Annotated in this window: 20 protein-coding genes; 10 read left to right on the plus strand and 10 right to left on the minus strand. The window is 70.3% G+C overall.

What is annotated here, in order from left to right; translation table 11 throughout:
* Positions 1 to 21 precede the first annotated feature (21 nt).
* Both ABEA24_RS25170 and ABEA24_RS25175 read left to right on the plus strand, forming a co-directional pair.
* Positions 22 to 1,398, plus strand: coding sequence for a sensor histidine kinase (locus ABEA24_RS25170; RefSeq protein WP_345433503.1), 1,377 nt, complete (start codon positions 22 to 24; stop codon positions 1,396 to 1,398).
* On the plus strand, positions 1,395 to 2,060 hold the full coding sequence (locus ABEA24_RS25175; RefSeq protein ID WP_345433504.1) for a response regulator: 666 nt from the start codon (positions 1,395 to 1,397) through the stop codon (positions 2,058 to 2,060). Before ABEA24_RS25170 ends, ABEA24_RS25175 begins: the two co-directional genes overlap by 4 nt.
* Before the next feature lie 47 nt (positions 2,061 to 2,107).
* Here the strand turns inward: ABEA24_RS25175 and ABEA24_RS25180 are convergent, their stop codons facing one another.
* From ABEA24_RS25180 to nac, 9 genes are all read right to left on the minus strand, one after another.
* A complete protein-coding gene (locus ABEA24_RS25180) occupies positions 2,108 to 3,457 on the minus strand; it encodes a right-handed parallel beta-helix repeat-containing protein (protein WP_345433505.1) in 1,350 nt (449 codons plus the stop codon).
* Between the two features lie 221 nt (positions 3,458 to 3,678).
* Positions 3,679 to 6,432, minus strand: a complete 2,754-nt coding sequence (locus tag ABEA24_RS25185; RefSeq protein ID WP_345433506.1) for an alkaline phosphatase family protein — start codon at positions 6,430 to 6,432, stop codon at positions 3,679 to 3,681.
* 7 nt (positions 6,433 to 6,439) lie between these two features.
* Positions 6,440 to 7,795 carry an ABC transporter permease gene (locus ABEA24_RS25190; protein WP_345433507.1) on the minus strand — a complete coding sequence of 452 codons (1,356 nt, stop codon included), beginning with the start codon at positions 7,793 to 7,795 and terminating at the stop codon, positions 6,440 to 6,442.
* Complete coding sequence (locus ABEA24_RS25195) at positions 7,792 to 8,769, minus strand: ABC transporter ATP-binding protein (RefSeq protein WP_345433508.1); 978 nt, start codon at positions 8,767 to 8,769, stop codon at positions 7,792 to 7,794. The genes ABEA24_RS25190 and ABEA24_RS25195 overlap by 4 nt, the downstream gene beginning before the upstream one ends.
* A 201-nt stretch (positions 8,770 to 8,970) precedes the next feature.
* Positions 8,971 to 9,339, minus strand: coding sequence for a cellulose binding domain-containing protein (locus tag ABEA24_RS25200; RefSeq protein ID WP_425551238.1), 369 nt, complete (start codon positions 9,337 to 9,339; stop codon positions 8,971 to 8,973).
* A gap of 194 nt (positions 9,340 to 9,533) precedes the next feature.
* Positions 9,534 to 10,562 (minus strand): L-idonate 5-dehydrogenase, encoded by a 1,029-nt coding sequence (locus ABEA24_RS25205; protein WP_345433510.1) that lies wholly within the window; start codon positions 10,560 to 10,562, stop codon positions 9,534 to 9,536.
* A 20-nt stretch (positions 10,563 to 10,582) separates the two neighbouring features.
* Positions 10,583 to 11,356 carry an SDR family NAD(P)-dependent oxidoreductase gene (locus ABEA24_RS25210; RefSeq protein WP_345433511.1) on the minus strand — a complete coding sequence of 258 codons (774 nt, stop codon included), beginning with the start codon at positions 11,354 to 11,356 and terminating at the stop codon, positions 10,583 to 10,585.
* Positions 11,353 to 12,348 (minus strand): 2-hydroxyacid dehydrogenase, encoded by a 996-nt coding sequence (locus ABEA24_RS25215; RefSeq protein ID WP_345433512.1) that lies wholly within the window; start codon positions 12,346 to 12,348, stop codon positions 11,353 to 11,355. Before ABEA24_RS25215 ends, ABEA24_RS25210 begins: the two co-directional genes overlap by 4 nt.
* 89 nt (positions 12,349 to 12,437) lie before the next feature.
* The gene (gene nac / locus ABEA24_RS25220; protein WP_345433513.1) at positions 12,438 to 13,355 is read right to left on the minus strand and encodes a nitrogen assimilation transcriptional regulator NAC; all 918 of its coding nucleotides are present in this window, start codon (positions 13,353 to 13,355) and stop codon (positions 12,438 to 12,440) included.
* Between the two features lie 273 nt (positions 13,356 to 13,628).
* Between nac and ABEA24_RS25225 the strand changes: the two genes are divergently transcribed.
* The 8 genes from ABEA24_RS25225 to ABEA24_RS25260 all read left to right on the plus strand — a co-directional run bounded on the left by ABEA24_RS25225 (position 13,629) and on the right by ABEA24_RS25260 (position 21,259).
* Positions 13,629 to 14,429, plus strand: a complete 801-nt coding sequence (locus ABEA24_RS25225) for a LamB/YcsF family protein (protein ID WP_345433514.1) — start codon at positions 13,629 to 13,631, stop codon at positions 14,427 to 14,429.
* Between the two features lies 1 nt (position 14,430).
* Positions 14,431 to 15,153, plus strand: a complete 723-nt coding sequence (locus tag ABEA24_RS25230; RefSeq protein ID WP_345433515.1) for a 5-oxoprolinase subunit B family protein — start codon at positions 14,431 to 14,433, stop codon at positions 15,151 to 15,153.
* Positions 15,146 to 16,132, plus strand: coding sequence for a 5-oxoprolinase subunit C family protein (locus ABEA24_RS25235; protein ID WP_345433516.1), 987 nt, complete (start codon positions 15,146 to 15,148; stop codon positions 16,130 to 16,132). The genes ABEA24_RS25230 and ABEA24_RS25235 overlap by 8 nt, the downstream gene beginning before the upstream one ends.
* An 11-nt stretch (positions 16,133 to 16,143) precedes the next feature.
* Positions 16,144 to 17,454, plus strand: a complete 1,311-nt coding sequence (locus ABEA24_RS25240) for an MFS transporter (RefSeq protein ID WP_345433517.1) — start codon at positions 16,144 to 16,146, stop codon at positions 17,452 to 17,454.
* Positions 17,455 to 17,500: 46 nt separating this feature from the next.
* Positions 17,501 to 18,244, plus strand: coding sequence for an SDR family oxidoreductase (locus ABEA24_RS25245; RefSeq protein WP_345433518.1), 744 nt, complete (start codon positions 17,501 to 17,503; stop codon positions 18,242 to 18,244).
* Position 18,245: 1 nt separating this feature from the next.
* Complete coding sequence (locus ABEA24_RS25250; RefSeq protein ID WP_345433519.1) at positions 18,246 to 19,445, plus strand: aspartate transaminase; 1,200 nt, start codon at positions 18,246 to 18,248, stop codon at positions 19,443 to 19,445.
* Between the two features lie 17 nt (positions 19,446 to 19,462).
* Positions 19,463 to 20,137 carry a 4-carboxy-4-hydroxy-2-oxoadipate aldolase/oxaloacetate decarboxylase gene (locus tag ABEA24_RS25255; protein ID WP_345433520.1) on the plus strand — a complete coding sequence of 225 codons (675 nt, stop codon included), beginning with the start codon at positions 19,463 to 19,465 and terminating at the stop codon, positions 20,135 to 20,137.
* Positions 20,138 to 20,260: 123 nt separating this feature from the next.
* Positions 20,261 to 21,259, plus strand: coding sequence for a LacI family DNA-binding transcriptional regulator (locus ABEA24_RS25260; RefSeq protein WP_345433774.1), 999 nt, complete (start codon positions 20,261 to 20,263; stop codon positions 21,257 to 21,259).
* Here the strand turns inward: ABEA24_RS25260 and ABEA24_RS25265 are convergent.
* Complete coding sequence (locus tag ABEA24_RS25265) at positions 21,256 to 22,854, minus strand: glycoside hydrolase family 43 protein (protein WP_345433522.1); 1,599 nt, start codon at positions 22,852 to 22,854, stop codon at positions 21,256 to 21,258. The two genes, ABEA24_RS25260 and ABEA24_RS25265, sit on opposite strands and share 4 nt — an antisense overlap.
* Between the last annotated feature and the right edge of the window lie 138 nt (positions 22,855 to 22,992).

A 22,992-nucleotide genomic window follows, 5' to 3' on the forward strand; every position in this document is an offset into this window, starting at 1 on the left:
AGTACCGAGGACATGCACCCGATGAGAGCGCCGACGGCGACGGCGCCCGTTGCCGGTGGCCCGCCCCGCGCCCAGGGGGCGGAGGACGGGCCGCCGGTCGCCTGGGGGCATCCGGCTCTGGGCCGTGTGCTGTGGGTGCAGCGCCGCCTGCGGTGGACGGACCGCCGGCATCCGTGGCTGCTCGACTCGCTGATCGTGCTGATCGTCGCGGCCGGGTCCCTGCCGGCCGCCCTCGCCAAAGACGATCGCGGCCCGCTCGGCATGCACATCGACCGCGCCGCCGAACTGCCGCTCGGGGTCCTGCTCGCCCTGAGCCTCGGGCTCGCCCTGCCCTTGTGGTGGCGGCGCCGGGCGCCGGCCGTCGCCTTCACGATCGTCGCGCTGGGCGCCATGATCCCCTGGTCGCTGGGCATGTGGCTACTGGCCGGAGCCAGCCTGCTCACCGCCCTGCACAACCTGGCGCTGCACGGCTCCCTTCGGGTGCTGGGCTGGGCGGCCGCGGCGATATTCGGCGAACTGTCCATGGTGGTGTGGTTCCTGCAGCCCACCGACCGTCCTGTGGTGGGCCTGGTGATGCTGGCGGGCTGGGAGACCGCCGCGATCGCCCTGGGTCTGACGTTCCGCACCCAGCGGGTGTACCTGGCGGCCCTGGAGGACCGGGCGGCCCGCCTGGAGATCGAACGGGACCAGCAGGAACGGCTCACCGCCGCCGCCGAGCGCTCCCGCGTGGCCCGGGAGATGCACGACATCGTCGGCCACAACCTGTCCGTCATGGTGGGCCTCGCCGACGGCGGCGCCACCCTCGCGGCCAGCCGGGGCGAACGGGCCGCCGAAGCCCTGAACATCATCGGGGAGACCGGCCGCCAGGCGATGGGCGAACTCCGCCGCGTCCTGGGCGTCCTGGGCGATGAGCCGGAGGGCGTACGGCTCCATCCGCAGCCCGGCGTCGCCGACCTGGACACGCTGCTGGCCCGGGTGCGCGCCGCCGGTGTGAGCGTCTCCTACCGGACCGCCGGGGACCTCGCCGCCCTGGGCAGCGGGATACAGCTCACCATCTACCGCATCGTCCAGGAAGCCCTGACGAACACCCTCAAGCACGCCGGCATCGGCTCGGCCGCGCACGTCTCCCTGACCGCCGAGAACGCCGAGATCCGGGTACGGGTCACCGACACCGGGCCGCCGCCCGATACGGGGACGCCGCCGGAGCCCCGGATGGAGACCGGCGGGCCGGGACACGGACTGGTCGGCGTCCGCCAGCGGACCGCGATGTACGGCGGCACGGTCACCGCCGGACCGCGCGGCGACCGGCCCGGCTGGATCGTGGACGTCATCCTCGAAGTGCCCCCCGCATCCCCGCCGCCCACCGCGGGAGACGCCCCAGGAGACCACGCCTCATGACCACCGTGCTGATCGCCGACGACCAGCCCCTGCAGCGCCTCGGCTTCCGCATGCTGCTGGAGGGCACCCCCGGCATGGCCTTGGTCGGCGAGGCCGGACACGGCGCGGAGGCCGTCCGCATGGCCGCCGAACTACGGCCCGACGTCGTCCTCATGGACGTGCGCATGCCCGGCACGGACGGCATCGAGGCCACCCGGCGGATCGTCGCCGCCGGCGGCCGCACGCGCGTGCTGATCCTCACCACCTTCGACCTGGACGAGTACGCGTACGCGGCGCTGCGCGCCGGAGCCAGCGGCTTCCTGCTCAAGGACGCCCGGCCCGAGGAACTCATCGCCGGGATCCAGGCGGTGGCCACCGGCGACGCGGTCGTCGCACCCAGCCTGACCAGGCGTCTGCTGGACGCCCACGCCCATCAGGTCCTCTCCCCCACCGCCGGACCGGAGGCCGACCCCAGGCTGCGGACGCTGAGCGAACGCGAACACGAGGTGCTGGTCGCGATCGGCAGGGGATGGACGAACGCGGAGATCGCCGAACGGCTGGTCCTCACCGAGTCCACGGTGAAAAAGCACGTCGGCCGGGTGCTCGCCAAGATCGGTGCGCGCGACCGCATCCAGGCCGTGATCATGGCGTACGACGCCGGGCTGGTCAGGCCCCGTACCTGAGCGATTCCGAAGAACCTCTGAGCCGAGCCGACCATGCGCGAGTCGGCTCACGGGGATTCGAAGGCGCCGAGATCCGGCGCCCGGCCGCTGTAGGGCAGACCGACATCGACGCCTTTGTCGATCAGGGTGCTGTTCGCCGCGAGGCGGAGATTGGGCAGCACGGGCAGGCTGCCGTCGGCTTGGCGAGACGCGTCCCAGCCCGACGTCGACACGCTCTGGAACTGCGCGTCCGACAGGGTGACGCTCAGGTTCCAGGAGTTGTACGCGGCGTCGGTACCGGTCATGTTCGACGTCAGGGTGCCCGTGTAGGCGACGTTGTTGCGCAGCTTGCCCAGACCGACGGCGGCGCCGCTCGAGTTCACGCCGAGCATGTTGAAGTCCGGGTGATTCCCGTAGCCGGTGTTGTTGAAGTAGTCGTTCGCCAGCGTGTGGTGGTTGGCATAGAAACCCGACGCCCTGTTGGCGAATGCCACCGAGGAGCGGACCGTGTGCTTGGCGCCGCCGGCGACATAACCACCGCCGTAGCCGCCCGCCTTGAAACCGTTTCCGTTGCCGGCCGCCGTGGTCGTCTCCGGCACGTACCCGTTCCGCCACGCCCATGAGTTCTCGATGGTCACCGACGAGAAGGCGTTGATGAGGTCGAACCCGTCGTCGGAGTTCCACCACGCGCGGCACCCCCGGAACACGTTCCCGGGATGGCCGGCCGAGATGTGCGCTCCGAACCCGTCGGCGCTCTCGCCGGCCCCGTTGGAGGTGTGCAGGTCGTAGTTGTCGTGCGAGTCGGAGTTGAGGACGAGGTTGCCGCCCCCGTCCTGGATGAACAGGCCGGGCCCCATGTTGTTGTGGGCGTTGATCAGTTCGAAGACGTTGTCGCTGCCGGAGACCCAGATGCCCCAGGACTCGTGGTTCAGGTCGTTGTTCTGCGGAACGCCCTTGACCTCCAGCCCTTTGAGGTGGATCCGGTTCCCGGTGACATCGAAGCCCTTGATCCGGCAGTCGTCCGTCATGCGGGAGAAGTCGAAGACCGGCTTCTCCCCCGGGTAGGCCAGGTAGCTGATCAGACTGCCGGAACCGCCGCTCTTGTTCAGGGTGATCGCGTCGACTTTGTCCGTCTGGCTTTTGCAGCTGCTGTCGGCGTGTGCATAGGCGTAGGTGCCACCCCGGAAATACACCGTGTCACCCGCCGTGACGACGGACTGAGCATGCGCGATCGTGGCCCAGGGCGCGGCCTGCGTCCCCGCGGCGCTATCATTGCCCGTCGGGGCGACGTAATAGACCTTCCCGGCCGCCGCGCTGCTCGCGGCCGCCGTGATCGCACCGATCGCGCCGCTCAGGGTCAGAATCGCCGAGGCCGCTGCGACCCGGCGAAGGGCTCGCCACCGCGGTGTCGGATACATCGAGATCTCCCTCGCGCGAAGGTGCGAATGATCAACAGCGCCCGAGCGCAGATGTTACCGGTAACAAAACCGCAGTCAATGCCTCGTCGTCGGCTGCCCCGACCATCCCCTCGTTACCGCAGGCAGCCTGCGGCGAAGCGATGAAAGTTTCAGGGTGCCCGCCCGGACGTGGCGACGGCCCGCCGGGATCCCGGCGGGCCGTCGCGTCAGTTGTGCGGAGGTCAGTCGTTGTCCGACGAGGGGATGTACGCGCCGGGCACCTGGTCCGGAGCGTAGATCTTGGTCTCACCCGGGTAGGGCTTCGTCCACCCGTGCGCCTCGTACCACGAGAAGTGGTTCATCTGCTCGGGGTTGGCGGAGTCGGCCTTGGCGTTGGGCCCGGTGAACGGCTGCTTCGCCTTCCATGCCTGCCACTTGGCCGCCACCGGCTGCTCGGCCTTCGGCACCGTCGCCGACGGCACGGCCGCGGCCTTCACGTCCTGCGGCGCCGGGGTGTCCGAACCGCAGGACGGCTGGGTCGACAGCCCCAAGGTCAGCGAGGTCCGGTTGGGCAGAGCGGTGAACGGCGTGTTGTCGGGCTGGTTGGTGAACGCCGCGCTCATCGGGGTGGCGGCGCTGTCCTTCTGGTTCATCGGGTGGATCCCGAGGATCTGCTCGATGGTGCGGATCATCGTGATCTGCGAGTAGTAGTGGCTGTCGACGGTGCCGTGCTGGGCCCAGGGGCTGATGATCTGGATCGGGGCACGGTGGCCGTCGACGTGGTCGACGCCGGCCTGGGAGTCGTCCTCGACCACGAAGATCGCGGAGTCCTTCCAGTACTTGCTGTGCGAGATCGCGTCGACCACCTTGCCGGTCGCGAGGTCGTTGTCCGCGACCTGAGCGGGCCCGGTCGGCGGACCACCGGTGTGGTCGTTGGAGAACCAGAACATGTTCAGGTTCGCCGGGCCGTTCTTGTCGAAGTCCCGCTTCCAGATCTCGTACTTGTAGATGTCCGGGACGCTGGTGTCGAAGAGCGGGAAGCCGGGCACCGACACCTTGTTGAGCGACGGGATCGCCGAACCCGTCTGGATGGGGTAGGCGGTGTTCTGCGCTGGGTTCGCCGCCATGGTCTTGGCGTCGCAGTACAGGTTCTGCCAGGTCGCGCCGGCCGGCTTGCTCTCGAACGACTGGAACTCGCCGTAGTCCTTGACGGACTTGCCGGCCGCCTGCGCACCGGTCCAGATGAAACCGGTCCGCTGGTGGCCGAGAGCGTCGTCCTCGGTGTCGTAGCTGCGCGTGTACTCACCGGCCGAGGACTCGGTGTACTCCGGGTCGTCGGCCTGCATGAGCCAGTTGTGACCCTCGGCGGAGTTCGTGCCGATGTCGTACGTGTTGTCGTACAGCCCGAACTGCTTGGCCAGCGCGTGCTGGTTCGGCGTCACGTTCTCGCCGTACTGGGCCAGCGTCGGGCTGCCGTTGCCCTCCGGGATGTCACCGTAGACCTGGTCGTAGGTCCGGTTCTCCTTGACGAGCAGGAAGACGTGCTTGATCGTCGAGGGGTCGCCGAGATGCACCGGGACCGCCACCGGCTTCGCACCCCTGCCCTTGCCCAGCTGGACCGAGTTGGGGGTCCAGCCGTTCTGCTGGAAGACCCTGTGCGTGTAGGCCCTGATGATGCCGTCGGCCGGCAGTTTGAACCGCTGCAGGCTCGACGTGGTGTCGTGGGTACCGTGCCCGGCGCTGTTGGCGGGCGGCGTGCGGCGGGCGTCGATGCCACGGGTGTTGGAGACCAGCACGTCGTCGCCGACGGTGGTGATCTCCGAGGGGAAGTAGTCCGTCGGGAGCAGGCCGACGTAGCTGACCGGCTCCAGCGGCGACCTGTACCGGTAGACGGCGACGGCGTTGGCGCGGCCGAGCGTCACCAGCAGGTGACCGTCGTCGGTGAGCGTCACCGCGTCGGGCTCGTAGCCGACCGACGCCTCCGGCCACGGCTGGGTGGCGATGGTCTGGACGACCTTGTCCTTGGCCGTGTCGATGACGGATACGTTGTTGGTGGCGGTGTTGGTGACGAACAGCGCCCCGTTCTTGGCGTACAGGGCGGTCGGGTGCAGACCGACGTCGATGCTAGTGGCGGCGGCGGACGGGTTCGCCACATCGATGACGCTGACCGTGCCGGTGGTGGTGGCACCGGTCTCCGGGTTGGCCGGCACCTGGGTGTTGTAGGAGTTGATCGTGGTGTCGCCGGGCTTCGCCGGGCGCCCGCCCTCGTTGCTGACGTAGAGCTTGTTGCCGACCAGCGCCATGCCACGCGGGGCGTTGCCCACGGCCCAGCTCTGCTGGATCGCACCGGTCGCGGCGTCGATGGCGACCACGCGGTTCTGGCCGTTGACGGCGGAGTACACGGTCTTGCCGTCGGCCGAGAACACCGCCTTGGCCACCAGCGCGCGCTTGGGCCCGTCCGCCGGGATCTTGATGGCCGTCGGGCTGGCGAGGGTGCCGTCCGGGTTCACGGTGAACTTGGTGTAGCCGTCGCTCTGGCTCAGCCACAGCTGCGAACCGTCGGGCGAGTACGTGGGGCCTTCCTGGCCCACGTCGTTGCCGCTGATCTTCAGATCAGCGGCCTTGTTGTTGCCGACGAGCTGCTGCACCTTCCAGCTCTTGAGATCCACGATGGCGAGAGCCATCCCACCGTCGGTGATGTTGGCCGCGACGTGGGTGCCGTCCGGGCTGACCGTGGACGACATGATCTTGCCGTTGTTGATGACGAGGCGCTCGCCGATCGGCTTGATGTACTGGTCAGCGGACACGACCAGACCCTTTTTGGTGGTCTGGCCGACCTGGTCGGTGCCGAACATCCGGGTGGAGGCGTACGAGACGCCCCCACTGGTGATGGCGAGGGCTGCGGTACCGGCCGCCACCAGGCGGAACCGGCGACCGGTGAGTCGGCGGAAGAGCCCGAGGGGGACCTTCTCGACGCGCTGGCGGGTGACATGCATGAATCAATCAATCCTTTGGAGCGCTTGCGAGCAGATCGACGTTCCCGTCGAACTGCCACAGGGGGTTAGGTGCGTCCCCGGTCGGGGTGCGCACCTGGAAGTAGCCGTTCACCTCCTTCGGACCGTCTCCGTCCGCGACGTACCGCCCATCCGCGGTGACGTCGAGCTGGTAGATGGCGGTGCCCACGGCGGTCGCGCCGGGGAGGTGCCAGGACACGACACACCGCCAGTCGTTGCCCGGTCCCTGGTCAAGGACCCGGGAGCCGCCCTTGTCGCAGGACGCGGTGGCCTGAAGCTGGGCCTCGGTGACGGCGGGGCGATGGAGCTCCCGCGTCTGCAGCCGGTAGAGGTGGGCGTACGCCGTGGCGAGCGAGTCCTGCATCTTGGACTGCCCGATCCCGGAGCCCTTGGCCGGGGTCGCGACGGTGACCACAACGGCGGTGAGGGCGACCAGGCCGGCCAGAGGCAGCGCCCCCGACACGAGGACACGCCGGCCCGAGCCGTCGTACGCGAGGTCGGTGAAGTCGCGGCGCAGGAACAGGTGGTAGGCCAGCGCGGTGGCGACGACCGCCCATGCCAGGCTCACCGCGAGGCCGATGAGAAGGGGGCCCGCCTGCGCCGGGCTGGTGAAGAGCCCACGCCAGGCGAGGAAGGCGTGGCTCGGCAGGGCCAGCCGCACGGCCACCGGCAGCGGGAGCAACTGCGCGAGCTGCAGCGCGAACGCGAGGAGCGCGGGTATCAGCAGCCCCATCGTGGAGCGGCCCAGGGCCACCGAGCCGAGGAGACCGATCGCGGCGAACGCCAGCGTCGGCGCCAGCACGCAGACCCACGAGAGCAGGACCGTGCCGGCCGCGTCCCCGGGGGTGAGGAGATGGCCGTCCAGGCCGACGAGCGGCCGGTTGCCGACCGCGGCCAGGCCGCCGGCGATGCCCGAGGCGGCCAGCCCGGCCACCAGAAGCAGCAGCACCGTGAGGCTGGCGAGGCCCTTCGCCACGAAGATCCGCCTCGGCGAGCGGACCGCCACGAGGAGGTGGCGCCAGGTGCCCAGCCGGTCCTCGACCGCGAAGACGTCACCGGCGACCAGCGCCGTCAGCAGCGGGAGCGCCCAGCTGCGCGAGAAGTCCAGGACGACCAGCGCCCCCGCCCAGCCGGTCGCGTGCATCCAGCGGCCGAAGACCGTGTCGGCGGGCAGCTGGCTCTGCAGGCTCACCGCGGCCACGAAGCCCGCGGGGGCGAGCCAGCAGGCGAGCAGCAGCACGCGGATCCGCCACTGGGAGAGCAGCTTGACCAGCTCGAACCGGTAGCCACGCAGCACCGGTGCCGGCCGGGCCTCGACCGAGGGCGGCGCGACGGTAGCGGTCATGAGTCTTCCTTCGTCACGAGGTCCTCCTCGTCGATCTGCCCGGTCCCGGTCAGGGCCAGGAACGCGGCCTCGAGCGGTGCCACCACGGGCGCCAGCTCACGCACCGCCACGTCGGCTCCCACCAGCCGCACCACCAGCTCCTCGATGGCCGGCACCGGCCCGCGGACCACGAGGACGTCGGCGTCCGGCCGCTCGACGCCGCCGCGACCGGGCACGACGCGGAGCCCTGGCGTGTCCAGCGCCACCGTGTGGGCGGCTTCCGAATCGGAGGTGCGCACCCGGTAGTCGAGCTCGCCGCTCTCGGCGGCGAGCTTGCCCACCGGCCCGGAGAAGACGACCCTGCCGGTGGCGAGGACGGTGACCTCGGAGCACAGCGCGGCGAGGTCGTCCATGCGGTGGCTGGAGAGGACCACCGCGGTGCCGTCCGCGGCGAGCCCGCTGATGACGCGGTGCACGTGGTGCTTGCCGGCCGGGTCCAGACCGTTGGCCGGCTCATCGAGTACGAGCAGTCGCGGCGTGGTGAGCAGCGCGGCGGCCAGCCCGAGCCGCTGGCGCATGCCCAGCGAGAATCCCCGGATGCGGTCGTCGGCGACGTCGGTGAGCCCGACCTGCTCCAGCGCGTCGTCGACACCTGCGGCGCGACCGGCGTCCTGCCCGCGCAGGGCTGCCAGGGCCGAGAGGTTCTGCCGCGCGGTGAGCGACGGATAGAGCCCCGGCCCGTCCACGAAGCCCGCGACGCCGTCGGGGACGGCGAGGGTCCGTCCGACCGGCGTACCCAGGATCTCCAGGCTGCCGCTGTCCGCGACCGCCAAGCCCAGCAGCAGACCGAGGAGGGTCGTCTTGCCCGCGCCGTTCGGGCCGACCAGGCCGTGGACCTGCCCGCTCGCCACGTCGAGGTCGACCCCGTCGAGTGCGACCACGTCACCGAAGGACTTCCTGATCCCGCGACCCCGGACTGCGGGGCTCCTGTGCATGCCGGTCTCCTAGCTTCGATCTTCAGCAGAAGCAACCTAGAGATCGCGGTTTGCCTAAGGAGGGCGCACAGTAGAACTTTGGACAAATGACAACAAATACGCCAGCACGGGCAGCTAATGTGTTGATCAAACTGTCAACCCGGCAGTCACGGCGCTTCCGCCACGCGCCGGGGCGCGCGGACGAGGCGATATCGGCCTGGGTCAGGTCGCGGCGCAGGTGAGCGCGGGTATTTCGCCGGTGCCGGAGCCGAGGAACCCGAATTCCGTGCTGGCACCCGCGCCGAGTGCGCCGTTGTAACCGACGTTGCGGGCGGTGACCTGGGACCCGGAACTGGTGAGCGTCGCGTTCCAGATCTGGGTGACCGTCTGACCGCCGGCGTAATGCCAGGTGACGGTCCAGCCCGTGATGGCGGTGGTCCCGGCGGTCACCTTGACCGACGCCTGGAAGCCGCCGGACCATTGCCCGACCACGCTGTAGGCGGCCGTGCAGCCACCGGCCGGCGGCGTGGGGCCCGTGCCACCGGTGTCACGGGATGCTCGCGGTTCGGCAAGGGCGCTTTCGTGGCCGATGCGTTCGATCAGCGCGTCGCCCTGACCATGCCGATCGAGTCGGGTAGCGCCGGCGCTCCCATCTTCCGCGGGATCCCCGGAGAGAACGGCGCACAGCCGCTGAGCAGCGGAGCAACCGTGGCTGGGCGACGCGTTCGGCTCCTTCACCGGCAGCCCGGCCAGGCGAACAGCCCCGTCACGGTGACGACCGCCGGTCATTCGCCGCCGAGATCGAGTAGGACCTTCGACGCCAGGGCACGGTCTCCGGCCAGGTCGAACGCTTCGACCGCCCGGGCCAGCGGGATGGTGTGGCTGATGACCGGATCGACGTCCAGGCCCGAGGCCAGCAGCGACAGCGCGTCGTCGAACTCGTGGTCGAAGCGGAAGGCCCCCCGCATGGTGATCTCCCGGGTGACCACCACGTTGCCCAGGAACCCGGTCTCGCCGGGCGGGAGCAGTCCGAGGAGGACGACCGTACCGCCGCGGCGTACGCGCTGAACGCAGGTGCGAAGGCCGGCTCCGGAGCCGGACGCCTCGACGGCGACGTCGACCTCCTCCGGCCACGCCGGGTCGTCGGGGCGGTCCGCCCGGACGGTCGCCGTGGCGCCGACGCTCCTGGCGATGCCCAGAGGAGCGTCCAGCAGATCGCTCACGGTCACCTCGGCGGCTCCCGCGTGACGCAGTGCGGCGACCACCAGGGAACCGATCGGGCCCGCGCCGGTGACCAGCACCCGTTTCCCGGCCACCTCCCCGGCGCGGCGCACCGCGTGCAGGGCGACGGAGAGCGGCTCGGCGAGCACGGCCCGGCGAAGGTCGAGACCGGGCGGCAGCACGCGAACCTGGCCGGCGGGTACGACCAGACGCTGGGCGAAACCGCCTTGCACGTGGGGTGTCCGAGCGGCGCTGCCGAGATAGCGTGCCCGGCCGCACACGTTCCGCCGGCCGTTCGTGCACTCCGGGCACGCGCCGCACGGGGTGGCCGGGTGGATGGCCACCGGTGTACCGACGGCCGGGCCGTCCGTGCCGACGCCGAGCGCGGCGACCCGGCCGACGACCTCGTGGCCGAGCACCAGGGGCTCGCGGACCTGGAAGTCGCCCACCGAGCCGCGATGGTAGTAGTGCAGGTCCGAGCCGCAGATGCCGCCGAGGGTCACGGCCACGAGCACCTCCCCCGGGCCGGGAAGTCCGGGGGCCCTCTCCTCGACGCGGAGATCGCCCGCCTTGTGGACAACGCACGCAAGCATGTGATGCTCCCTCACAGGACTCAGAGGACGGACAGCATGCCGCCGTCGACGTACAGCACCTGTCCGTTGACGAAGTCGGACGCCGGCGCCGACAGGAAGATCAGGGCGCCGATCAGGTCGGAGACCCTGCCCCATCGGCCGGCCGGCGTGCGCCCCCGTACCCACGCGCTGAACTCTTCGTCCGCGACCAGCGCCTCGGTGAGCTCGGTCTCGAAGTAGCCCGGTCCCAGGCCGTTGACCTGGATGCCCGATGGTCCGAGGTCCGCGCACATGCCCTTGGTCAGCAGCTTCAGCCCGCCCTTGGTGGCCGAGTAGGGGGCGATGCCGGGCCGTACGGTCTCGCTCTGCACCGAGCAGATGTTGATGATCTTTCCGTGGCCGCGCGGGACCATCCGGCGGGCGACCTCCCGGCCCATGACGAAGGCGCTGGTGAGGTTGGTGTCGATCAGCCGGCGCCAGTCGTCGTCGGTGAAGTCCACCAGCGGCGCGCGGCGCTGCATCCCAGCGTTGTTGACCAGAATGTCGATCGGCCCCACCTCGGCCTCGATCGCGGCGACGTTCGTGGCCACGGCCGCGGAGTCGGTCACGTCGAAGGCCCGGGCGAACACCGTGCCGCCGGCGAGCTCGGCCAGTTCGGCGCGGGTCCGCGCGAGGGCCACCTCGTCACGGCCGTTCAGGACCACCGTGCAACCGGCCTCCAGCAGCCCTTGCGCCAGCGCGCGGCCGATGCCCCGGCTGGATCCGGTGATCAGCGCGATGCGCCCGGCGATGTCGAACAGCGGGCTGCCCGTCATGCCGGCACCGCCATCGTGCCGGGCAGCGGGGTACGGGCCGGGCGGCCGCCGAGGACGTCCAGCACGTTGTCCACGGCGAGGTCCACCATCGCGGCGCGGGTGGCCTCGGTGGCCGAGCCGATATGTGGCAGGGCGAACAGGCCGGGCCGGCCGGTCAGGTCGGCCACGTCCGCGCCGCGCGGCTCGCGTTCGTACACGTCCAGCCCGGCCGAGTGAATGGTGCCGTCGTCGAGAGCGCGCAGCAGTGCGGCCTCGTCCACCACCCCGCCCCGGGAGGTGTTGATCAGCGTCGCGGTCGGTTTCATGGCGCGCAGTTCCGCCGGGCCGATCAGGTGGCGGGTGGAGTCGGTGAGCGGGACGTGCAGCGAGACGATGTCGGACTCGGCGAGCAGCCGCGGCAGCTCGACCGGAGTCGAAGGCCCGTCGGCGGCCGGGCCGAACGGATCGTGGTGCAGCACCCTCATGCCGAATCCGGTGGCGCGCCGGGCCACCGCGCGGCCGATCTGCCCGTAGCCGACCAGGCCCAGAGTGGCGCCGTGCACGTCCAGGCCAAGGTGGTCGTCCATCCGGAACAGCTCCCACACTCCGGCGTGCAGCGAGTCACGGGCGGCGCCGAGCCGGCGGCGGGCGGCCAGGATCAGCCCGAAGGTCAGATCGGCGGTGGTCTCCGCCAGCACGCCGGGGGTGTGGGTGACCACGACCCCGCGCTCGGCGGCGGCCCGCCGGTCGACGCCGTCGAACCCCATGCTCGCCAGGCTGACGACCCTCAGCTCCGGGCCGGCCGCGTCCAGCAGTCCGGCGTCGACGCGGTCGTTGCCCAGGGCCAGGATGGCGCTCACGCCGCCCGTCCGTTCGGCGAGTGCGGCCAGTTCGGCCGGCTCCGGCTTGCCCGTGCCCGCCCAGGACACGACGTCCGTGTCCGCACGGGACGTCAGACGGGCCAGTCCGCCGCCGGGGAGAGTGTCACGAGTACTGAGCACACGCCTTTTCATCCACCACTCCCCTGATGCCTTTTTGGTACTGGCGGCGAAAACGTTAGTGCCGGCTCAGCCGACCCGACCAATACCTGATTCGTGTGACGTCATCGGCCACCGTGATTCCTGCCGAATTCGAGGATCAGCTCGTGAAAGAGATCGTGCACGGCGAGGGCGGGTTCCGACAGCGGCTGGTGGTCGGACGTGCACAGCGAGAGCTTGACCTCGATCGTGGGGTCGACGATCCGCCGCACCACCAGATTCCGCACGTCGAGGATGGCCTGTGCCGCCGACCAGGGCAGCACGGTGGCGCCGAGACCGGCGCTGATGGCGCTCACCAGTGTCAGGACGGACTCGATCTCGCCGACGACCTTCGGCTCGAGTGAGGCACGGCGGAAGGCGGTGTCCACGACCTGGCGGATGGTGTGGATGCGGCTCGGCAGCAGCAGGTCGACATCGGCCAGCTCCGCGATGGAGACGTCGTCCCCCTCGGACGCCGGCCTGGTGCCCGGCGCGGCGACCAGGCACAGGTCCTCGGTGCGCATCGGCTCGAACTGGACGCCGCGGATGGGGCCGGCGTCATAGATGAACGCCATGTCCATGCGGCCGGTCATGATCGCTTCGCTGATGACGCCGCCGAAGTTCTCGTTGATGTGCAGCAGGATGTCGGGGTAGCGCTCCCGCACCGCCCGCAACAGCGGCAGGCCCAGCACCGCGCCCGTGCTGTACGGGGCCAGGCCGACCGAGACGCTCCCGGCGGGCGCCCGGCCGCACACGTCGACCGCCGCCTGCGCGTGTTCGAGCTGGCGCAGGATCAGCTGGGCGTGCCGGTAGAGGGCGCGCCCGGCGTCGGTCGGCGCCACCCCGCGCTTGCTCCGGATCAGCAGCTGCTGCTTGAACTCGGTCTCGAGCACGGAGACCTGCTGACTCAGCGCCGGCTGCGCGATGTGCAGGATGTCGGCGGCGCGCGTGATGCTCCCGGCGTCGACGATCTTGACGAATGAGTACAGGCGCCTGGTGTCCATCGGCGACCTCCTGCCTGACCAGAGGCTTCATCGTACGGGGGCGGACACGGACCGTGTCGGCCCGGACCGGCGCTCGGTCATAGCAAGGCCTTATCACGTCACACCCAACACGTATTTGATGCCGTGATGCCGCAGCATTACCGTCATCGAAACGCGAAATTCCAACCTCGCGGCGAACTTCTGAAGGAATCGTAACGGCCGCGTAAATCGGCGCCGCGAACCGCTTTCCGAATGAAATATCCCCTCCTTTTCGCCGCTCGAGCGGAGGACGACATGACACACGTGATCGATCTCGTGGCCGACCTCGGCGAGGGGTTCGGCGCCTACACCATGGGTGACGACGAGGCGCTGCTGGACGTCCTCACCTCGGCCAACATCGCCTGCGGCTTCCACGCGGGCGATCCACGGATCATGGACGCCACCGTCCGCCACTGCGTCGAGCGCGGTGTCGCCGTCGGCGCGCACCCCAGCTTTCCCGACCTGGTCGGATTCGGCCGCCGTGCGATGGACCTGTCGCCGGACGAGGTCCGCACCGACGTGCTCTACCAGGTCGGAGCCCTGCAGGCGTTCGCCGCCGCGCACGGCACCCGCGTACGGCACGTGGCGCCGCACGGCCGTCTCGGCAACCTGGTCGCGACCAGGCAGGACTACGCGGGCGCCGTGGCCGACGCGGTCGCCTCCCTCGACCGGTCACTGATCGTCCTGGCGCAGGACGGGGAGCTCGCCGACGCCGCCCGGGCCCGTGGCCTGCGGGTCGGCATCGTCGGGATCGCCGACCGGGCCTACCGCGACGACGGCACCCTCGTGCCGAGGAGCGAACCCGGCGCCGTCATCCACGACGAGCGGCAGATCAGCGAGCGGACGGTCCGGATGGTGACCGAAGGCGTGATCCGCAGCGCCGGCGGCCGCGACATCCCGGTCGCGTGCGACACCGTCCTGCTGCACGGCGACACCCCCGGCGCCATTTCCCTCGCACACCTCATCCGCAGGGAACTGCTCGCGGCGGGCGTGGCGATCGCCCCGCTGACCGACGTGCTCGACGCCCGGTCCGGCGTCTCCGGAAACGGCGCCTGAGATGGACCACCACGGCATCCGCATCGCGGACTGCGGTGACTCGGCCGTCGTCGTCAAGGCCGCCGGCGCCGACGACCACGCCTGGCAGGTCGTGCACGCCCTGGCCGACGTGATCGAGGCGGCCCGGCTCGACGGGGTGTACGGCATCGTCCCCGCCTACGACTCGCTCCTCGTCGAGTTCGACTGCTCCACCACGGACCACGACACCGTTCACCGCGCCCTGCGGGGCGCGGCCGGGCGGCTCGCCGAGAGCCCGGCCTCGTCGCCCTCGCCCAGACGTTTCACGGTCTCGGTCGTCTACGGCGGCGAGTACGGCCCCGACCTGCCCGTGGTGGCGGAGCAACTGGGATTGACCGAGCGTGAGGTCGTCGAGCTGCACACCGCCCAGGACCTGACGGTGCGCTGTCTCGGCGCGCCGGTGGGGGCCCCGATGATGGACGGCCCCGCGTTCCCGAAGCCGGTGCCAAGGCTGGCCTCGCCGCGTACCAGCGTCCCGCCCGGGTCGATCGCGGTGGCGGGCAGGCAGGCCGTCATCTGCCCGATGCGCTCTCCGGGCGGATGGCCGCTGCTGGGACGTACCCCGCTGCGCGTCCTCGACCTCGACGCCGAGCCGCCGGCCCCGTACCGGCCCGGCGACACCTTCCGGTTCGTACCGATCACCGCCGGGGAGTGGCCCGGCCACGACGGCGCGATGCTGACGGCCGAGGCGGTGGCCCATGGCTGACACCCTCACCGTGGACCGCGCCGGCCTCTCGGCGGTGCAGGACCTCGGGCGGCTGGGCCGCTCCCGCTACGGCCTGCCGGTCAACGGCGCGCTGGACCAGTACTCCGCCCGCGTCGCCAACGTGCTGGCCGGCAACGACGAAGGCGCGCCGCTGCTGGAGATCACGGCGTTCGACTTCGGCTGCACGCCCTCGGCCGACGTGCTCATCGCCGTGACCGGCGCCCCCGCCGACCTCACCGTCGACGGCGTTCCGCGTCCACGGTGGGAACCCGTCGTGGTCCGGGCGGGCGAGACGATCCGCGTCACCGGCATCAGGCTCGGTGTCCGCGTCTACCTCGCCGTGCACGGTTCGGTGGAGGCGCCGTTCCTGCTGGGCAGCTGTGCTCCCGACACGATCCTCGGGTTCGGGCGCACGCTGCGGGACGGCGACCGGCTCGCCGTACGTGCCCCGTTGCCTCCGATCGGCCACCCGGTCTTCGGCATCCCGCTGTTCCGTCTGCACGCGGCCGTACCGCGCTTCGGCGACGCATGGACGATCGACGCCACCGACGGCCCCGACCGGGCGGAGTTCGGTGACTCGGCGGACCGGCTGTTCCGGTCGGAATTCACCGTCACCCCGCAGAGCGACCACATCGGCCTGCGAATGCGGGGCCACGTGCCGCGCCGGACGGCGACCGGCGAGGTGCTCTCCCGGGGAGTGCCCGTCGGAGCGGTCGAGGTGCCCGCGGGCGACGAACTGCTCGTCCTGCACCGAGGCCGTGGCGTCACCGCGGGCTATCCCGTCCTCGCGGTCGTCACGTCGACCGGCCTGTCCGCGCTGGGGCAGGCCCGCCCCGGCCAGTCGATCCGCTTCCGGCGCCGTACGGTCGCCGAGGCCGTGGCCGCGTACCGGTCGCAGCGCGCCTGCATCAACGCCCTTCGGACCCGCGTACGCACGGTGTTCGACGCACTCCACATTCCCGTTACCGTCAGTCACTAAGGAGGCAGCCCATGGCCACCCTGGCAGCACAACCGGTACCCAACGCGGTCGACTCGAGAACGGCACGAAAGATCACCCTCGCCGGCTGCGTCGGGATCTTCGCCGAGCTCTACGACAACGGCATCTTCGGCTTCATGGCGGGGACGCTGGGCACCGTCTTCTTCCACGATTCGAAGAACGCCGTCCAGCTCGTCTTCCTGGGCTACGCGGTGTCGTTCTTCTTCCGCCCCCTCGGCGCCGTCATCTGCGGTCACCTCGGGGACCGCATCGGGCGGCAGCGCATGCTCGTCTTCGTCATCCTGCTGATCAGCGCCGCGACCGCGGCGATCGGCGTCCTGCCCACGTACGCGAGCATCGGCATCGCGGCACCCGCCCTGCTGATACTCCTGCGCGTGCTGCAGGGCTTCTCCGTGGGCGGCGAGGCGTCCGGCGCGATGAGCTTCCTCGCCGAACACGCCCCCGAGGGCAAACGCGGCCTGTTCACCAGCTACGCCCAGATCGCCTCCTTCCTCTCCCTGCTCACCGGGACGCTGTTCGCCGCCGCCCTGACCGGCGGCCTCGGCGCGGACCGCATGGAGTCGTACGGCTGGCGGATCCCGTTCCTGCTGGCCGTGCCCCTGGGGATCACCGGCATCTACATCCGCAAGCGCATCAGCGACACGCCGAACTTCCTGCGCCTGCGGGAGGCCGACGGGGTCTCGAGGAACCCGCTGAAAGAGGCGTTCACCTCCGCCGAGCACCGCCGCGCGATGCTGCTCGCCCTGTTCATCCCGCTGATGAACGGCTCCGGCTACTATGTGCTGTTCACCTTCATGCCGACCTTCATGAGCGGCGACCTCCACTTCACCAAGGTGCAGGGTCTGCTCGTCACCGCGACCAGCCTGGTGGCCATCTCCATCGCCATCCCTTACATGGGCAGGCTCTCCGACTGGGTCGGGCGCAAGAAGGTCATCGCCGGCGCCGCGATCGCCATGGCGATCGCCGGGATCCCCTGTTACCTGCTCATCGGCACCGGCAGCGTCCCGCTCGCCATCCTGGGCGCGTGCGTCATGGCGGTCATCTTCGCGGGCCACACGGGCGTCATCCACATCCTGCTCGTCGAACTCTTCCCGACCCGGGTGCGCTACTCCGCCTACGGGCTCGGATACAACATCTCCTCGGCCCTCTTCGGCGGCACCGCGCCGCTCTTGATGACGTACCTCATCGACAAGACCGGCAGCGTCTACGTGCCCGCCTTCTACGCGGTCCTCACCGCGCTCGGCACGCTCATCGCCGTATCCCGGGTGAAGGACAGGGCCCACCAGCCGCTGCGCGACGCGTAACGGCCGGCCTCCTCACCCATCCGCCATCTTTCCGGGAGCAATTGACATGCCCTTCTCCGACTACAAGACCGCCCTGGTGACCGGTGCCTCCACCGGGATCGGAGCGGTGGTCGTCGAGCGCCTGGCCAAGCAGGGGCTCGAGGTCCACGCCGTGGCCCGCGACGCCGAGCGACTCGGCGAGCTGGCCCGGCGTACGGGATGCACGCCGCACGCCGTCGACATCACCGACACCGCCGCGGTGGCCGACGTCGTGCGGGGCATCCAGGTCGACGTGCTCGTCAACAACGCGGGAGTCTCCCGGTCGGGGAACATCCTCACCGCCGACGAGTTCGCCGTCGACGAGCAGATAGCCGTCAACATCCAGGCGGTGCTGCACCTCGTACGCCTGATCATGCCGGGGATGGTGGAACGCGACCTCGGGCACATCGTCAACATCAGCTCGATCGCCGCCGTCTACAACTTCGGCGGCAACACCATCTACCACGCCACGAAGGCGGCCGTGCACACCCTCTCCCGTCAGCTTCGCGTCGACGGGTACGGTCACCGGATCCGCGTCACCGAGATCTGCCCCGGCCGGGTGGAGACGGAGATCTTCGGCCGGCTGCTCGGCGACATGGAAGAGGCACAGCGCCGGTACTACGACGGGTACGAATCGCTCAAGCCCGAGGACATCGCCGACGCGATCGACTTCGCCATCTCCGCGCCACGCCACGTGAACATCGGGCACCTGGAGATCATGCCGACCTTCCAGGTGCCGGGCGGCCTCAACTTCGAGAGGCGGGCCGACTGACATGGCACTGGCGCAGCGGGTCGACCGCATCAAACCGTCGCCGAGCACGGCCGCCGCCCAGCGCGTGCGCGAACTCAAGGCGCAGGGCCACGAGATCCTCGACCTCACGGTGGGCGAGCCCGACTTCGACACCCCCGACCATGTCAAGGCCGCCGCGATCGAGGCGATCGGGCGGGGCGAGACCAAGTACACGCCTGTCAACGGGACCCCGCAGCTCAGGGCGGCCATCGCCGACAAGCTCGACCGGCGGCACGGACTGCGCTTCCCCACCGAGCAGATCACCGTGGGCGGCGGCGCGAAGCAGATCATCTTCCTCGCGCTGACGGCCACGCTGAACGCGGGCGACGAGGTGATCGTCCCCACGCCGTACTGGGTGTCCTACCCGGACATGGTGCTGGCCAACGACGGCACACCCGTCGTCGTCCCGTGCCCGGAGGCCGACGGGTTCAAGCTGACGGCCCGGCGGCTGGAATCCGCGATCACCGACGCAACGCGCTGGGTCATCCTCAACGCCCCGAACAACCCCACGGGCGCCGCCTACACCACGGACGAGCTCCGCGCCCTCGCCGACGTGCTGCTCGCCCACCCCCACGTCCGGGTGCTGACCGACGAGATCTACGACGAGATCTGGTACGGACCGGAACTCCCCCGCACCATCGTCGCGGTCGAGCCGCGCCTCGCCGACCGGGTGTTCCTCACGAACGGGGTCTCCAAGACGTACGCCATGACCGGCTGGCGGATCGGCTACGGCGCGGGCCCGGCGGAGCTGGTCGGGGCGGTCAACAAGCTGCAGTCGCAGATCTCCTCGTGCCCCTCCTCGATCAGCCAGGCGGCCGCCACCGCCGCGCTCACCGGCGACCAGGGCTTCATCCGCGACACCGTCGCCGTCTACCGGGCCCGGCGGGACGAGACGGTGAAGACGCTGACCGACGTCCCCGGCCTGACCTGCACCGCGCCGAGCGGCGGCTTCTACGTGCTCGTCGGATGCGCCGGGCTGCTCGGCCGGCGCACGCCTGCCGGCGAGGAGATCCGTACGGACGAGGAGTTCGCCCGCTACCTGCTGGAGTCGCAGCGGGTGGCGGTGATCCACGGGGCGGCCTACGGCGCACCCGGCTACTTCCGCATCTCCTTCGCGACGTCGAACGCCGTCCTGACCGAGAGCTGCGAGCGCATCGCCCGCGCCTGCGCCGACCTTTCCTGATCTGCAGAGAGGGACCCATGCCGCACGTCAACACCAAGTTCGACCGCCCCGACCCGGCACTGGTCGAGCGGCTGAGCGAGTACTCCTCCGCCACCATCCACGAGGCGCAGGGCCGGCTCGGCGCCCTGAGCTCGACGATCAAGCCGGTGGACGACGCGATGTCGCTGTGCGGGCCCGCGTTCACCGTGCGCTGCGCTCCCCGGGACAACATCATGCTCCAGGTCGCCATCGCGTACGCCAGGCCCGGCGACGTCATCGTGGTGTCCGCCGGCGAGTACGCCGAGGCCGGTTCGTTCGGCGACGTGCTGGCCAACGCCTGCGTGGCCAAGGGCCTCGGCGGGCTGATCACCGACACCGGCGTCCGCGACACCCGGGAGCTGCGCGAGCTCGGATTCCCGGTGTTCTCCCTGAGCGTCTCCATCAAGGGCACGGTCAAGGAGACCGTCGGCCCCATGGCGGAGCCCGTGATGATCGGCGGCGAGATCGTACGCCCGGGCGACGTGGTGCGCGGTGACGCCGACGGCGTCGTGGTGGTGCGGCGGGAGGACCTCGGCGAGGCCGTCCGCAGATCCCAGGAGCGCGTCGACGCCGAGGCCGGGTACATCGCCGCCTATCGCGCCGGGAAGAGCGTCATCGAGGTCAGCGGCCTCGCCGCCGTCCTCGAGGCGAAGGGCCTGCTCATCGACGAGTAGCACCGAGACGAGGAAGCGGCACCGGCACAATGGCGGCGGATGTGGCACCATCGCTTACAACGCCGGCGGGCGGATATGCCGCCGCGAAGCCAGGAAGCGAAGGACATGGGCCGGTCACCAGGCATGGTCGATGTGGCACGCGAAGCGGGCGTGTCACACGTGACCGTATCCCGCGTCCTGAACGACCATCCTTCCGTCCGGCCGGAGACCCGGGCTCGCGTCGAGGCTGCCATCGACAAACTCGGCTATCGGCCCAACAGCGTCGCCCGCGCTCTCAAGAGCCGTCGCTCCTCGACGATCGGTGTGGTGCTCGCCGGGACCGAACTGTACGAGCTGCCGCGCGTCCTGCGCGGCGTGCAGAGCGCGGCGCAGCGGGCCGGGTACTGGGTCAACCTGGCCAGCTGGCAAGGCGGCACCACGAAGGACATGACCGAGACACTGCAGCGGCTGACCGACCAGGCGGTCGAGGCCATCGCCGTCATCGCCGACCGCCCCATGGTGGTAGACGCCCTGGCCGACGTCGTCACCGGCGTTCCCATAACGGTGATCATGTCCGGCAACGTGCCCAATCCGGACCTCGGCTTCGTCGAGCTGGATCAGGAACTGGGCGCGCGGCTCGCCGTGGAGCACCTACTGGAGCTGGGGCATCGCCGCATCGTTCACCTGACCGGCGCGCTGAGCACCTTCGACGCCCGAGCGCGCGTCGAAGGCTGGCGAGCAGCGCTGAAGAGCGCCCCGGCGGCCCAGGGGGAGCTACTTGAGGGCGACTTCACAGGAAACAGTGGCTACCGGCTCGCCTCCTACCTCACCCGCTCGACGGCCGAGCTTCCAACGGCGATCTTCGCGGGCAACGATCAGATGGCCATGGGAGTGCTGGCCGCCTTCGCCGACCTCGGCGTCAAGGTCCCCGATGACGTCTCGCTCGTCGGATTCGACGACAGCGCCGGAACGGCCTATCTGGTGCCCGCGCTGACGACGGTCCGCCAGGACTTCGTCGCCTTGGGAGAGCGTTCGATCGAGCAGGTGCTACGGATGATGCGGGGCGAGCCGGCCTCATGCGAGCGGATCGCCCCCGAACTCGTGGTCCGGCGCAGCACCGCCCCACCGCGGCCGGAGAGCTAAGGGGCGTACGCCGCCTGCGCCGTTTCGCTCCGCACGCGCGGCTGGTATTCGAACCAGTGGACACGCACGCGACCGCCGCCGGCCCGGCCATTGCTGGTCGCGTAAAGACCCAGATAGACCCCCACGAACCCACCCGCGCACTCGGTGCTGAAGAAGGCTCGCTCGATGGTGGCCAGGGTGATCCACTGGTCCGCGCCCAGATGCGTGAGGCGGAAGGTGTAGCCGGCCTCATCCCCCTCGACCGCCAGCACCACCTCACTCGCCGTCATCGGAACGGAGGCCAGGCGGGTGCTCGTGCCCGCCTCCCGCGCGGTCAGCACCGCCTGCGCCCTTCCGCCGCCATCCGCCGTGAGGGCGAGAGTGGCGTAGTGGTCCTGGTTCTGGAAGACGGCCACGCCGGCCTCTTCCGCAGGATGGGCTGCGGTGAAGCCGATCCTCGTCCGCGCGTGGAAGCGGACATGCTGCTGGCGCCGGCCGATGAAGGCCGGCACACCGGTGGAACTGAGCGGCTCGGGTGCCAGGTCGATGTCGAGCCCTCCCCCGTCCGCCGAGGGTCTGACGCGGTCGCCGACCGGACCACGAAGGCTGTTCCACTCCAGGCCGAGCGCCGGCTCGTCGAAGCGCACGCGGCCCGTCACCGCAGTGTCGCCGTTCGGCCGTCCGGACGCGATCGACGGCAGCCGCTCCGACATCCGTACGCCGCCCGATTCCGGGGCGAAGACGGGTCCGTGAGCGCTCCAGGTGACAGGCACCAGGAACACCTCCCGGCCTAGTGTGTGGGTGCCCTCGATCGGCCGCACCCCGAGCGTCACGGCCCACACCTCACCGTCGGGGGTGTCCACCAGGTCCGCATGGCCGACGTTGTGAATGGGTTCATCCGGGCCGCGATGCCGGTGCGTGAGCAGAGGACTGCGCTGGTCCGTGAGGTAGGGGCCGGTGACGACGTCGGAGCGCGCGGCGGTGACGCTGTGATTGCTCTCGGTGCCGCCTTCGGCGGCGATCAGGTGGTATACGCCGTCGTGCTTGTACAGGTGTGGTGCCTCCACCCAAGCCCCGCGTACAGCGCCGCGCCAGAGCACATGGGTCGGGCCGGCGAGCTCGAGGCGTTCCAGATCGAGCTCACGCATCCACAGCTCGCCGGGGCCGTCACCGCTCGGATGAGCCGCGTCCCGGCAGGCTGTGAACCAGCACCGGCCGTCGTCGTCGAAGAACAGCGATGGATCGATGCCTTCGGCCTCCAGCGGGATCGGGTCGGACCATGGCCCGGCCGGATCGTCGGCGGTGACGACGAAGGTGAGGTCGCCTCGCCGCCGCCTGGCCAGGGTGGAGACCACGTAGAACGTGCCGTCATGGTGGCGGATGGTCGGTGCCCAGACGCCGTCGGAGACGTCCAGCCCCTCCAGCGAGAGCCGACCCGGCCGGTTCAGCACATGTGTGAGCTGGTGCCAGTGGACCAGGTCCCGGCTGTGGAAGACCGGGATGCCGGGATAGTAGGCGAACGACGAGGTGACCAGGTAGAAGTCCTCGCCGACCCGGCAAATCGACGGGTCCGGATAGCAGCCGGGCAGGACCGGGTTGCGGAAGGTGGTGGCCACGGGGCTCCGAAAGTTTCAGCTCTGTCACGAGCAGGGGCTTGACAACATGAAAACGTTAACAAGACATTAGTCCCCACGCACCCCCGCTGTGATGCTCTGTCTAACGAGGAGATCGTCATGACCCCACTCCCCTTCCCC

The sequence above is a fragment of the Actinoallomurus vinaceus genome (assembly GCF_039542055.1).
Taxonomy (GTDB): domain Bacteria; phylum Actinomycetota; class Actinomycetes; order Streptosporangiales; family Streptosporangiaceae; genus Actinoallomurus; species Actinoallomurus vinaceus.

Coding starts and splice junctions, on each gene's coding strand:
- ABEA24_RS25170 (WP_345433503.1), top strand. CDS start 22: ATGAGAGCGCCGACGGCGACGGCGCCCGTTGCCGGTGGCCCGCCCCGC.
- ABEA24_RS25175 (WP_345433504.1), top strand. CDS start 1,395: ATGACCACCGTGCTGATCGCCGACGACCAGCCCCTGCAGCGCCTCGGC.
- ABEA24_RS25180 (WP_345433505.1), bottom strand. CDS start 3,457: ATGTATCCGACACCGCGGTGGCGAGCCCTTCGCCGGGTCGCAGCGGCC.
- ABEA24_RS25185 (WP_345433506.1), bottom strand. CDS start 6,432: ATGCATGTCACCCGCCAGCGCGTCGAGAAGGTCCCCCTCGGGCTCTTC.
- ABEA24_RS25190 (WP_345433507.1), bottom strand. CDS start 7,795: ATGACCGCTACCGTCGCGCCGCCCTCGGTCGAGGCCCGGCCGGCACCG.
- ABEA24_RS25195 (WP_345433508.1), bottom strand. CDS start 8,769: ATGCACAGGAGCCCCGCAGTCCGGGGTCGCGGGATCAGGAAGTCCTTC.
- ABEA24_RS25205 (WP_345433510.1), bottom strand. CDS start 10,562: ATGCTTGCGTGCGTTGTCCACAAGGCGGGCGATCTCCGCGTCGAGGAG.
- ABEA24_RS25210 (WP_345433511.1), bottom strand. CDS start 11,356: ATGACGGGCAGCCCGCTGTTCGACATCGCCGGGCGCATCGCGCTGATC.
- ABEA24_RS25215 (WP_345433512.1), bottom strand. CDS start 12,348: ATGAAAAGGCGTGTGCTCAGTACTCGTGACACTCTCCCCGGCGGCGGA.
- nac (WP_345433513.1), bottom strand. CDS start 13,355: ATGGACACCAGGCGCCTGTACTCATTCGTCAAGATCGTCGACGCCGGG.
- ABEA24_RS25225 (WP_345433514.1), top strand. CDS start 13,629: ATGACACACGTGATCGATCTCGTGGCCGACCTCGGCGAGGGGTTCGGC.
- ABEA24_RS25230 (WP_345433515.1), top strand. CDS start 14,431: ATGGACCACCACGGCATCCGCATCGCGGACTGCGGTGACTCGGCCGTC.
- ABEA24_RS25235 (WP_345433516.1), top strand. CDS start 15,146: ATGGCTGACACCCTCACCGTGGACCGCGCCGGCCTCTCGGCGGTGCAG.
- ABEA24_RS25240 (WP_345433517.1), top strand. CDS start 16,144: ATGGCCACCCTGGCAGCACAACCGGTACCCAACGCGGTCGACTCGAGA.
- ABEA24_RS25245 (WP_345433518.1), top strand. CDS start 17,501: ATGCCCTTCTCCGACTACAAGACCGCCCTGGTGACCGGTGCCTCCACC.
- ABEA24_RS25250 (WP_345433519.1), top strand. CDS start 18,246: ATGGCACTGGCGCAGCGGGTCGACCGCATCAAACCGTCGCCGAGCACG.
- ABEA24_RS25255 (WP_345433520.1), top strand. CDS start 19,463: ATGCCGCACGTCAACACCAAGTTCGACCGCCCCGACCCGGCACTGGTC.
- ABEA24_RS25260 (WP_345433774.1), top strand. CDS start 20,261: ATGGTCGATGTGGCACGCGAAGCGGGCGTGTCACACGTGACCGTATCC.